This is a genomic window from Limosilactobacillus sp. C0001E2, assembly GCF_056590915.1.
In genome coordinates this window covers 1-12,650 of sequence record NZ_JBWPXC010000011.1, presented here as the reverse complement: position 1 = coordinate 12,650, position 12,650 = coordinate 1, and the positions used below count along the sequence as shown (strand labels likewise).

General features: G+C 42.4%; 8 protein-coding genes. 6 read left to right on the top strand and 2 right to left on the bottom strand.

Going from position 1 to position 12,650, the window contains the following annotated elements; all coding sequences use genetic code 11:
• Positions 1-1,356: an MATE family efflux transporter gene (locus AC1EKL_RS08210; RefSeq protein WP_480189670.1), complete on the bottom strand. Its 1,356-nt coding sequence runs from the start codon at positions 1,354-1,356 to the stop codon at positions 1-3.
• Between the two features lie 81 nt (positions 1,357-1,437).
• Entirely contained in the window at positions 1,438-2,868 is a 1,431-nt protein-coding gene (locus AC1EKL_RS08205) for an MFS transporter (RefSeq protein WP_480189669.1), read from the bottom strand.
• A 449-nt stretch (positions 2,869-3,317) separates the two neighbouring features.
• Here AC1EKL_RS08205 and AC1EKL_RS08200 point away from each other — a divergent pair, with 449 nt between their 5' ends.
• The 6 genes from AC1EKL_RS08200 to uidA are packed head-to-tail and all read left to right on the top strand — an operon-like array spanning position 3,318 to position 12,535.
• On the top strand, positions 3,318-5,825 hold the full coding sequence (locus AC1EKL_RS08200; protein WP_480190275.1) for a glycoside hydrolase family 31 protein: 2,508 nt from the start codon (positions 3,318-3,320) through the stop codon (positions 5,823-5,825).
• A gap of 15 nt (positions 5,826-5,840) precedes the next feature.
• Positions 5,841-7,280: a glucuronate isomerase gene (gene uxaC, locus AC1EKL_RS08195; protein WP_480189667.1), complete on the top strand. Its 1,440-nt coding sequence runs from the start codon at positions 5,841-5,843 to the stop codon at positions 7,278-7,280.
• A gap of 44 nt (positions 7,281-7,324) precedes the next feature.
• Positions 7,325-8,209, top strand: a complete 885-nt coding sequence (locus AC1EKL_RS08190; protein ID WP_480189666.1) for an aldose 1-epimerase family protein — start codon at positions 7,325-7,327, stop codon at positions 8,207-8,209.
• A gap of 60 nt (positions 8,210-8,269) precedes the next feature.
• The gene (locus AC1EKL_RS08185; protein ID WP_480189964.1) at positions 8,270-9,487 is read left to right on the top strand and encodes a glycoside hydrolase family 28 protein; all 1,218 of its coding nucleotides are present in this window, start codon (positions 8,270-8,272) and stop codon (positions 9,485-9,487) included.
• A gap of 12 nt (positions 9,488-9,499) precedes the next feature.
• Complete coding sequence (locus AC1EKL_RS08180; RefSeq protein ID WP_480189664.1) at positions 9,500-10,738, top strand: enolase C-terminal domain-like protein; 1,239 nt, start codon at positions 9,500-9,502, stop codon at positions 10,736-10,738.
• Positions 10,739-10,756: 18 nt separating this feature from the next.
• Positions 10,757-12,535: a beta-glucuronidase gene (gene uidA / locus AC1EKL_RS08175; protein ID WP_480189663.1), complete on the top strand. Its 1,779-nt coding sequence runs from the start codon at positions 10,757-10,759 to the stop codon at positions 12,533-12,535.
• The last annotated feature ends 115 nt before the right edge of the window (positions 12,536-12,650 follow it).

Genomic DNA, 12,650 nt, shown 5'->3' with positions numbered 1-12,650 from the left:
TTAGTTGACCTCCCTTGTAAAAGAACCGGCAATTTTCTTAAGTTGGCGATAAACCATCCAACAGCAATAGCCACCAGCTAGTCCCCACGCAACTGGGTTGATGAAACAAACGGCAATAAAACTATTGAGGATGATTGCAACTAGACTAACTATCGAGCGACCAATTAATTCACCAATTCCTGACCAGATCGCTAGGAAACTAAATCCCAATCCCTGAAGAGTATAACGGTAAATCATTAATGTACCGTGTAAGAAAAGGGTTAAGCTCATCAAACGTAAGTAGAGACTCGATAAACGAATTAATTCGGGGTGGTGTCCAATCACTAATTCTGACAGTGGGTCTGCAAAGAGCATAATAATGATTAAGCAGATGCCATAGTAAATAATTTGGATCTTCATCCCATCCTTAATCCCTTGGCGGATGCGCGCCATACTGTGCGCCCCAAAGTTTTGTCCGATAAAGGTCGACATCCCCATCCCAACACTTTCAATCGGGAGGGTAACCATTTGTCGAATTTTTTCACCCGCGGTTTGAGATACAACATAGACGGTTCCTAAACTATTAATAGCAAATTGCATGATGATGGCACCAATTGCGGAAATAGAATATTCGATGCCCATTGGAAAGGCAATGTAAGCAAGTCGATAGGTGTGATGCGCAGAAAATTGCAGCTGAGGATGCCGAAAATTAATGATTGTTGAAGTTTTTACTAACCAAATAATGTTCATTAAAGCACTAACCGCTTGGGCAATGATTGTGGCGACTGCAGCCCCAATTACTCCCCAGTGAAATCCGCCAATTAAAACAATATCAATAATGATATTTAATAAACTGGCAAGGACTAATGTGTAAAAGGGGGTCCTGGAATCACCTAGTGAGCGAAGAACACTCGCAGAAAAGTTGTATAGGACGGTCACCCAAATGAAAATGAATTGGGGACGAATGAAAATGACGGCATCATGCAGTAATGGCTGCGGTGTGCGCATCGCAATTAGTAGTGGTTCTGTGTAGTAAGTCATTAAAACACAAAAGAAAATACTAATGGCGATGCTTAAGTAGAGACCATTCCAGAAGAAACGTTGGACGTCACGGTTACTGCTCGCCCCAACGCTTTGCGAGATGGGAATTCCTAATCCGACACAGAAGCTTTGCATAAAACCAATAATTAGAAAATTTAATGAATAGGTGGCACCAACTGAACCAAGTGCGTTAGCACTAATGAAATGACCAACGATGATGGAATCAACAAGGCTATACAGTTGCTGAAACAGTGTTCCAAAAATCAAAGGAGTTGAAAACTGTAAAATTCGTTGAATGGGTTTACCGGTTGTGAGGTCTAAACGATTATTTTCCATTATTAGGTCCTTTCAAAAAACGGCTGGGCATTAATATCCCAGCCGTTAATAATTTCATTACCAAGTAGGTAACTTGAAACCTTACTTAGCTGCTTCACTTGTGCTTTCAGCATTTGCAGAGTGCCGTTCAGCAAGGATCTTACCATTTTCATGAACTTTATCCCGAGTAAGTGGGTAAACGAAGAATAGCAGAAGAATTGCGAGTAAAGCACAAACAACAGGAACTAAGGTTGCAACATTGTACAATCCATTGATGGTCCGCATCGTTTGATCGGCACCACCAGAAGTGGAAGACTTGTAGCCGATGTAGCTTAAGATAAATCCACCGAAACCACCACCGATGGCTTGGGCAACTTTACGAGCAAATGAGTTCACACCATAAACGATCCCGTCTTCACGGTCACCAGTCCGCACTTCGATGTTATCAATAACATCGGTAATGAAGGCCCAAACTTGTAGGTTGAAGACCGCAAAACCAAGTGAACCAACAAAGATGAAGGCTAAGTAAACGTAAGCATTATGAGTCCGAATGATAAACAGTGCTAAGTAAACAAAGAAACTAACAATCAAACCAACAATTGAAGAGTTCCGCCGACCAAACCGGGTCGCAATGTAGTGACTGAATGGTGACAGTAAGATAACCGTTGCGGTGTTAACAACTAGGGCTAATCCCATGACTGCAGTGTTCTTGAAGTAGTCGTTGTAAACATAGGTAATCATGGTTCCGGCTAAGTTTTGGTTAACAACTAGCACAAGGTCCGTCAAAACTAAACCAAGTAATGCCCGGTCTTCTAACATGGACTTCATAATCCGTGAAAGAGCAAGCTTTTCGGTCTTGTGAGTTTGAACACGTTCAGTGGTCATATGAATCGTTAATTCATAGCAAACCCAACCAAGGATGGCACATACAATGACCGCTTGGAAGAACCGAATTCCGGAAATCCGCTTTGTAGCGCCAATGTAAATGAACAGTGGGATGACGTAAGAAGTAATTGAACCACCTAAGGCAGAACCAATTGAACGCCAAGTGGAAAGTGACGTCTTGTCGTCAGGGTTGTTACTGATAGCTGAAGCAAGGGAACCGTAAGGAATGTTAACTGTTGAGTAAAGAACACCCCATGCGATGTATGTAACCCAAACCCAGGCCATCTTACCAACCATGGACCAGTCTTTAACCACTGGTACAAAGAGTAGTACTAAGGCGATCAGCAATGGGTATTGCATCCGTTGCATCCATGGAATAAACCGACCACGTTTATGAAGCTTACTATTATCAACTAACCGTCCAACTACGACATCGGAGATCGCATCAACGATTCGTGCGAGTAGGAAGACAATCGCGGTTTGTGATCCAGTTAAACCATAAACGTTGGTATAGAAGATCATTAAGAATGAGTTAACAACGTTAAATGAGAAGTTGTTACCGATATCACCGAACATATACCCGATCTTATCGCGCCAATCGAAAGGATGGGCTTTGATGGTAACGGTACGTTGACCATTATTATCCATAATTAAATTGAACCTCCAAAAAAGAAACAAGAGAAATAGAACATCAAGGTTTTATAGAAAGTCTGAAAATAATTGCAAATTATATTACTAGCAAAACTGACATATCAGATTGCAAGATATCCTATAATTCCTTTCGACACCTTGAACTCTAACACAAAAAGATAGCGCTTTCAATGTAAAATCCAAAAAATAATTTTAATTTCAACTGCTCAGCGTTCATAAAACGAGAATAATAAATAGTAGAAATAAGTTCTAATTGTTGAACATATACAAGGAATCGTGCTTGACATATAATTGATGAAAGCGTATTCTTCAACTGAAGCTATCGGTTAACTATATGCCAACTACTAATTTATATCAGCTTAAAATCTGGTGTATTAGTTTTACTTTGAACCATCATGGCATGTGGTTCTTGAGGGCTTTAACTTTCATTATTTAGGGGGCTAAAAATGAAAAATAGTACAAAGTTGCTTTCGGTAGATAATCATGATGATTATTTGGAGCTTAAAACAGATGGCGCTAATTTTAGAATTTATTTAATTGATGAAAATATAATTCGAATTCGCACGACTTTTGATAATGAATTTAGTCCTGAAGAATCATATGCATTAGTTAAAACGGCCTGGCCAGACCGGACTGATGAATTTATGAAGGATGAACGGACCCGTGTACAACCAATTCAGATTGACTTGCAAAAGGTTGATGATGGTCATTACACGGTGACGAATGGTAAATATATCCTTCATATTTATGATGATCCATTTTACTTAGAAATTGTTGACCAGGATGGTCACGTTGTTCATAAAGATTTACCTAAACGGCCGTATGTTGAAGATGATAATGGTCGACAGATTCATTATTCGCAAATGGGTGATCACGAGAAGTTTTATGGCTTCGGTGAAAAATCTGGGGTCTTAAATAAGTACAAACGGCGGATGCGGATGCACAATACCGACTCACTTGGTTGGGATGCTAAGCGTTCAGACCCGCTGTACAAGATGATTCCGTTCTACATTGACTTTAATACTGATGACAATATCGCTAGCGGAATGTTTTATAACAATTCAAATGATTCGGTCTTTGATATGGACTGTGAACACAGTAATTACTGGCTGCGTTACAGCTATTTTGAGACTGATGGCGGTGAGTTGGATGCCTTCTTCATTGGTGGGCCGACGATTAAAGATGTGGTTGAACACTACACGGATTTAACCGGGAAGAGCGCAATGATGCCGATGTCGTCACTTGGCTATATGGGCTCAACGATGTTTTACTCGGAGCTTGAAGAGGGTGATGATAAAGCCATTCTTGATTTCGTTGACACCTGCAAGAAGAATCAAATTCCTTGTGATGGGTTCTTCCTTTCTTCTGGATATGTGGTGGACGAAGAAACCCAAAAGCGGTTCTTCTTCCGCTGGAACAAGCGACGGTTCCCAAATCCACAAGAGTTTGTTGATGATTTGAAAGACCGTGGTGCATTGTTAGCACCAAATGTTAAACCAGGCATTTTGGTAAAGCACCCTGATAATGAGGATTTGTCGAATCGTGATGCCTTTATTAAGGATCATGATGGGCAAAACAATCAGGTTAACCAATACTGGGGTGGTCCAGCAAACTTTATTGACTTTACTAACCCAGCTGGGCGAAAAGCATGGACGTATTACTTAACTAAGTCGTTGCTTAAGTATGGCATTACATCAATTTGGAATGATAACAACGAATACGAAACGGTTGATGGTAGTGCACAAATCAATATGGAAGGGCACAAAGATCGCAAGATGGATGATGTTCGACCATTGATGTCGACAATTATGGCGAAGGTGGCCCAAAATGCGGTTCATGAATATGACGCGAACGCACGTCCATACGTGATTAACCGGGCTGGTTTTGCAGGAATTCAACGGTATGCACAGACGTGGGCTGGTGACAACAACACTAGTTGGGATAGCTTGAAATACAATATTCCAACGATCCTTGGCATGGGCCTATCTGGGGTTGCCAACCAAGGATGTGATATCGGTGGGTTCTTTGGTCCATTGCCGGAACCAGAATTGTTAGTTCGGTGGGTCCAAAATGGAATTTTCCAACCTCGGTTCTCAATCCATTCCGCAAACACTGATAATACGGTTACTGAACCATACATGTATCCAAACTATACGAAGTACATCGCACAAGCCATTCAGCTAAGATACCAACTCGTCCCTTATTTCTACTCACTGCTGTATGAAGCACACACTACGGGGGCGCCAATTATGCGGCCACTGGTATATGAATTTCAAAATGATCCGAACGTTAGCGAAGAGAGTTTTGAATTTATGCTCGGGCGTTCCTTATTGGTAGCTAACGTTGTTGACAAGGGTCAAACAGAAAAACAGGTTTGCTTACCACAAGGTTCACATTGGATTGATTTGCATACGAACCAACGGTATGCAGGTGGGCAAACAATCACGATTCCAGTTGATATGGGATCAATTCCAATGTTTATGCGTAGTGGAGCGGTTATTCCACGCGCCCTCGGTTTGACGAATATTCATCAACAGACAATTGAGAATCTGGATGTTCTGATTGAACCAACGCAAGATGCTGACTTTACGTTGTATGAAGATGATGGCGAAACGATGGCATACCAAAAGGGTGCCCAACTCCTAACGCACATTACCGCTCAGGCGCATCAAGATGGTGTTAAGATCGCATTCCAACGGCAAGGTAATTACCAAACCAAGGTTGAGACGATGAACCTATCAGTTTACTGTCCGCAAATGGCACCGATTAATGTGACCGTTGATGGTGTGCAACTGCACCGGTTCTTGAAGAAGGATGATTATGAGTCAGCGGATGAAGGCTGGTGGTTTGATGGTGAAACCCGTCAAGCCAAGGTTCATTATCGGAACCCGCAAGATGCGGACTACAACGTTGACTTAGAGTTTACGATGAAAGATTTGATTTCGATTCAATAAAATGGAGGCAATATCATGGGATTAATTGATGACAACTTTTTATTAACAAATGATTGGGCAAAGAAGCTTTTTAATGACAGCAAAGATATGCCAATTATTGACTATCACTGTCACTTAAGCCCACAAGAAATGTATGAAAACAAGAACTACAAGAACTTGGCACGGGTTTGGATCAACGAAGGTAATGCTGGTGACCACTACAAGTGGCGTTTAATGCGAGCAAATGGCGTTCCAGAAAGTTTAATCACTGGTGACGGTGATGACTTTGAAAAGGTAAAGGCATACTGCAAGACGATGGAAAATGCGGTTGGTAACCCACTATATGAATGGTCCGCACTGGAACTTCGTCGCTACTTCGGCATTACCGACACGATTAATGAAAAGAATGCTAAAGACATTTGGGACAAGGCCAATGAACAATTAGCCAAGCCTGAATTCCGCCCACGGCAATTATTGCAACGGATGAATGTAAAGGTTGTCTGCACCACTGATGACCCAGCTTCAGATTTGAAGTACCACAAGCTTTTAAAGAAGGAAGAAAAGGGCAACGGCTTTAAAGTTTTACCAGCCATGCGTCCTGATAAAGCCTTCAATATCAAGGACAACGGCTACGGTGACTACATTAAGAAACTGGGCAACGTTTCCAGTGTCAACATTAATAACTTCGCTGATTTAGCCAAGGCCTTTGACCAACGGTATGAATACTTCAGCTCATTAGGTGGTAAGTTATCTGACCACGGAATTAACACGTTCCACTTTGTGCCAGCTTCAGCTAGTGAAGTTGATGCTGTTTTCCAAAAGGGTCTCAATAATGATGCATTAACTGACCACGAAGTTGATATTTACTTGACTGCTTTAATTCAAGAATTAATGCGGCTCAACAAGAAGTATGACTGGACAATGCAGTTCCACGGTAACGTTGTGCGGAATGCTAACTCCAAGCTCTTTGCCAAGATTGGTGTTGACTGTGGTGGTGACTCCATGGGAACCCAAGCTGATTTCGCTCAAGAAATCATGAAGTTGCTTGAAAACATGCAAGAAGAAGACAACATTCCAAAGCTGATCCTTTACTCACTGAATCCAAATGATTGGATGCAATTAGCTTCCGGAATGGGTGACTTCTACGGTAATGGTGTTGATGCGGATGCAACTAAGCAAAAGCTTCAATTAGGTTGTGCATGGTGGTTCAATGACACCCGTCGTGGAATGGACTTGCAACTTCACATGATGGCCGAAAACAGTTTGCTGGGTAACTTTGTCGGCATGCTGACTGACTCCCGGAGCTTCCTTTCATACTCTCGTCATGAATACTTCCGGCGGGTATTATGCAACTACCTTGGTGGCCTGATCGAAAATGGTGAAGCCCCAGCTGATGAAGAATTTATGGGTCAAATGGCTAAGGATATTGCTTACAATAATGCTCATGATTACTTCCAATTCGGTGACATTCAATAATTGATTTGATTCCTCCTCAACAATCAAAGAAAGTGGATTTTAAAATGCAAGTAATTGAAAATGATAAATTTAAAGCGGCAATTGATGAGCATGGTGCTCAGTTAACGCACTTGTACAACAAGGATGACGATTTTGACTACATTTGGAATAATGATCCAGTTTGGCCAAAGCATTGTCCAGTCTTGTTCCCAGCAATTGGTCGTTCAGAAAAAGATAAGTATTTCTATAATGGTCAGGAATACGAAATGCCTCAACATGGCTTTGCCGCTGATCAAGACTTTAAAGTCGAAACCAATGATGGGACCAAGTTAGTACTCAGCCTGACGGATAATGAGCAGACGCGTAAGTATTACCCATTTAGCTTTAAGCTCATCATTACTTGGACTTTGACGGATGCGGGATTAACGTTCCACTTTGACGTTCAAAATACTGGTGATAAGACGATGAGTTTTGCTCTCGGTTCACACCCAGCCTTCAATATTCCAATCAATGGTGAAGGTGAGTTTAATGATTATCAATTAGACTTTGAACCAGCAGGACTGGATTTAAAGCAATACGAAATCGTCAAGACGCCTAACCCATACCGTGATGGCAAGGTGATTAAATTAGCAGCGGCTAATGGCAGTCATATTGATTTGAATCATGATATGTATGAAGATGGTCTCATTATCATTGAAAACGATGGTATTACTGGAGTTACACTGAGTTCACCAAAGACGAAGCACTCAATTCATTTAAACTTGGATGATTTCCGTTACTTCTGTACGTGGACAAAGGAAGGTGCCAATGCACCATTTGTCTGTCTCGAACCATTTGCCGGTCTGCCAGATATTGCAGGTCATGAAGTTGATATTATGGATAAGGAAGGAAACCTTAAATTGGCTGCTGGCGAAACGAAACCATTCGAATACACAATTACTTTGAAGTAAAGTGAATGTTAATAATGGAGAGTAGACCCTCCATTTTTGCGCAGAAGAGTGGAGGAAACCATGAAGATTAACGTTTTAGAAGACAATCGCGATCTCAAATCGGTCGCCAATGCCACCGGGGCATTACAATCGGCCATCGATCGTTGTAGTCAGCACGGTGGTGGCCAAGTGATTATTCCAGCAGGACGCTACACTATTGATAGCTTAATCTTGAAGAGTGGAGTCGATCTACATCTGGAAAATGACGCCATGTTGATTGGGAGTGGCGATGAAGAGCGTTATCAACATCGTCCGGGTCCATTTGAACTCATTAAAAATGAAACACCGATTAGTGGCCTAATTTATGCGGATGGACCAGAAAATATCGCCATCACGGGTAATGGAACGATTGATGGCAATTACGAGAAGTTTATCTTACCTAACCAGCAGGATGAGGTGCATCTAAAGTTTTATAAGTATCCGCGGCCAATGATGGTCTATTTTGAAAATTGCCGGAATGTATTGATTCAAGGGGTCACTTTACAAAACTCACCGTTTTGGACGGTGCATTTAGTTGGCAATTTAAATACTGAAATTAGTCATGTGACGATTAATAATGAGGTCCGGATGCCGAACACGGATGGGATTGATGTGGATCGAAGCAAGAATACTTATATTCATGATTGCCAAATTCACACTGGTGATGATGCGATCTGTCCAAAGTGTACTGAAGAAACCAGTCAGTATGGTAATTGTGAAAATCTAACCGTGACGAATTGTCACATTGTCACCCAAAGTTCTGCCGTTAAATTTGGTAGTTCTAGTTTTGGTAATTTTAATAATTGTGTCTTTCGGCACCTGACCGTCCGCGACACCAATCGGGGATTAGCATTTCAATTACGCGATCCTGGCAGTGCTCGTAACATCATTTTTGAAGATATTGATATTGCAACTAAGCACTATAGTAAAGAATGGTGGGGATCTGGAGAACCAATTTATATCACAATATTGCCGCGGGATACTAATACGCAGCTTGCGGATGCGGAGATTAGCCACGTGGTCTTCAAAAATGTTAAATGCCGGGCTGAAAATGGTGTTTTAATGGCTGGCTATCACGACGGCGTGATTAAAGATATCTGCTTTGACCACGTTACGTTAGATTTGCAACGTTCTCTGGGGCAGGAAGTCGAATACGACCTGCGTCCGGATGATCATAATGGGAAAATTAGGCGACCGCTGAAGGCCATCAATGATCTTTCCCACAGCCAATATTCCGTCAATAATTGTCATTTTGATTAGGAGGCGATGCGGATGTCAGTTCCAGTGATTCAGAAGATGGATGTCTACCCGGTCGCGGGCTATGATAGTATGCTGCTTAATTTAAGTGGGGCTCACGGACCGTTTTTCACCCGTAATGTAGTTATTATGCACGCTTCCATTGGCGATTATAAGCGGGTCTTACAAGAAATTAAGCATCAGTATGGAAGTTTAGATCAAGGCGGCCGTGGGAATCAGACATTTGATTTACGAACGACGATTCATGCCCAAACCGCTGTAGAAACTGCCTTTCTTGATTTGCTAGGCAAGTATTTACATGAACCAGTCGCGGCGTTACTTGGTGATGGTCAACAACGGGAAGATGTGCCAGTACTGGGTTACCTGTTCTTTATTGGTGATCGTCAGCAAACCGACTTACCGTACATCGGTGCTGATCACGAACACGGTGAATGGGGCAAAGTGCGGCGTGAACCGGCTTTGACACCGGATCAAATTGTTCGCGAAGCTCAAGCAGCCTATGATCGGTATGGCTTTACCACCTTTAAGCTGAAGGGTGGGGTCCTAAGCGGCGAAAAAGAAGTTCAGGTGATGAAGGCTCTTCACCAGGCCTTCCCTAAGGCAAAATTGGATATTGATCCTAATGGTGCGTGGTCATTGAACGAAGCGGTCCAATACGCGAGCGAGATGAAAGGTTTATTAAATTACATTGAGGATCCTTGCGGGGCAGAGAATGGCTTTTCTGGACGTGAGATTCTTGCTGAATTTCAGCGGCGAACTCACATTCCAACGGCGACAAATATGGTGGATACGGATTGGCGACAGATGGCTAGTTCACTGATCCTGAACGCTGTGTCAATTCCGTTGGCGGATCCGCATTTCTGGACGATGCAGGGTTCCGTCGAAGTTGCGAAAGTTTGCCATGCGTTTGGGCTCAATTGGGGGATTCATTCCAATAACCATTTCGACATTTCATTAGCAATGGCAGCAAATGCGGCAGCGGCCGCTCCTGGACACATCAATGCAATTGATACGCATTGGATTTGGCAGGACGGCCAAGCATTGACCAAGCACCCATACGAGATTCATGATGGACAGATTCATGTTGATTCACGAAACGAAGGATTAGGAATTGAAGTTAATATGGACGCAATTACAGCGGCCCATCAATTGTATCTTGAACATAATTTGGGCGCTCGGGATGATGCGAAAGCCATGCAGTATCTAATCCCGCATTGGCAGTATGATCCAAAGAAACCAGCACTTGTTAGATAAAGAATGGAGGAAAATATAATGTTATATCCAGAACAAACAGCAACTCGAACGGTCGAAGATTTATCCGGTATGTGGAAGTTCAAGGCGGAAACGTCCAAGGTTGACCCACAATCTCCGTTAACTGATACGGTGTGGATGTCGGTTCCGGCTTCATTCAATGATCAAACAATGGATAAGCAATTACGGAACCATTTTGGCTACTTTTGGTATGAAACGACGTTTAATGTTCCACAAGACCAGCTAAAGAAACGGAATGTATTGCGGTTTGGCGCCGTTAGTCAAAGCTGTGAAGTGTATGTCAATGGTGAACAAGTTACGACCCACGTGGGTGGCTTTACTCCGTTTGAAGTCGATGTTACCCATTACCTACGCGCTGGCGCGAATAATTTAAAGGTCCGGGTATCGAACTTGCTTGATAACACAACGATTCCAACGGCAGACCTCAAGAAGAATGATGATGGTAGTTACAAACTTCATACACGGTTTGACTTTTACAACTACTGTGGGATTCACCGGCGGGTAAAGCTTTATACAACGAACAAGACTCATATTGAGCACATTGAAGTTAATTATGATACGGAAGGCGCAAAGACGACTGTCCACCCAGTAATTAACGTCAGTGGTAATTATGATCATGCTGATGTATCAATCGTTGATGAAGATCACCAAGTGGTTGCAAAGGGCCCATCATTAACTGGCTCGCTGGAAATTAGTCATACTCATCGTTGGAAGCCACTTCACGCTTATTTGTATGAATTGGTAATCAATCTGTACAACCAAAACGACGAACTACTAGATACTTATACTCAGGAATTTGGTGTACGGACGATTGAAGTCAAGGATGATCATTTCTTGATTAACGGCGAACCATTCTACTTCAAGGGCTTTGGCCGTCATGAAGACTCTTTAGCCCATGGTAAGGGTGAAAACATGCCGTTAGTTAATATGGATTATCAAATTATGAAGTGGATGGGAGCTAACTCATTCCGGACTTCACACTATCCATACTCCGAAGAAGCGATGCGACAAGCTGACCGTGAAGGGTTTGTGGTGATTGATGAATGTCCAGCAGTCGGGATCTATGAAACATTCAATGTTTCGTTAGGTGGTAATGGTGACTTCCCAAAGGGCAACACCTGGGATCACCTCGATACAATGGACAACCATAAGCGTGCCTTACGTGAAATGATCGAACGTGATCATGACCACCCATCAGTAGTCATGTGGTCAGTTGCCAATGAACCGGCTAGTCATGAAAAGGGTGCGCATGAGTACTTCAAAGAAATCATTGATTACACCAGAAAGTTGGACCCACAGAAGCGGCCAATCACGATGGTTAATATTATGATGGCTAATGTCGATAAGGACCTTGTTGGTGATTTGTTAGATGTTATTTGTCTTAACCGTTACTATGGCTGGTATGTCAACTTTGATGACCTGGAAGGGGCTAAACATGATCTGGAAACCGAATTAGTCAAGTGGCATGAGAAGTTCCCTGAAAAACCAGTCATGTTCACAGAGTTTGGTGCGGATACCGTTGCTGGACTGCACTCGCTGCTCCATGCACCATATTCCGAAGAATATCAAATTGATTACTACAAGGCGAACTTTGCGATCTTTGATAAGTTGGACTTCGTTCAAGGTGAACAACTGTGGAACTTTGCCGACTTTACGACTGATTCTGGAATGATCAGAATCGGTGCTGAAAACATGAAGGGTGTCTTTACCCGTGATCGTCGGCCAAAGGGCATCGTTGGCTATCTTCGTGATCGTTGGTTAAACTTTAAGAAAGACTAACCTATTGGATATTAAAAAACCGTTAGCGGATTTCTGATGGCTATAATGCCCTCTGAGTATACAGATGAAATGGAAAATTCATCTTATATATTCGGAGGGCTTTTTCTATGGGAAG

Bases quoted from the DNA above. Each gene is read 5' to 3' on its own strand.
- AC1EKL_RS08205 (WP_480189669.1), bottom strand. From the start codon at position 2,868: ATGGATAATAATGGTCAACGTACCGTTACCATCAAAGCCCATCCTTTC.
- uxaC (WP_480189667.1), top strand. From the start codon at position 5,841: ATGGGATTAATTGATGACAACTTTTTATTAACAAATGATTGGGCAAAG.
- AC1EKL_RS08200 (WP_480190275.1), top strand. From the start codon at position 3,318: ATGAAAAATAGTACAAAGTTGCTTTCGGTAGATAATCATGATGATTAT.
- AC1EKL_RS08180 (WP_480189664.1), top strand. From the start codon at position 9,500: ATGTCAGTTCCAGTGATTCAGAAGATGGATGTCTACCCGGTCGCGGGC.
- AC1EKL_RS08190 (WP_480189666.1), top strand. From the start codon at position 7,325: ATGCAAGTAATTGAAAATGATAAATTTAAAGCGGCAATTGATGAGCAT.
- AC1EKL_RS08210 (WP_480189670.1), bottom strand. From the start codon at position 1,356: ATGGAAAATAATCGTTTAGACCTCACAACCGGTAAACCCATTCAACGA.
- uidA (WP_480189663.1), top strand. From the start codon at position 10,757: ATGTTATATCCAGAACAAACAGCAACTCGAACGGTCGAAGATTTATCC.
- AC1EKL_RS08185 (WP_480189964.1), top strand. From the start codon at position 8,270: ATGAAGATTAACGTTTTAGAAGACAATCGCGATCTCAAATCGGTCGCC.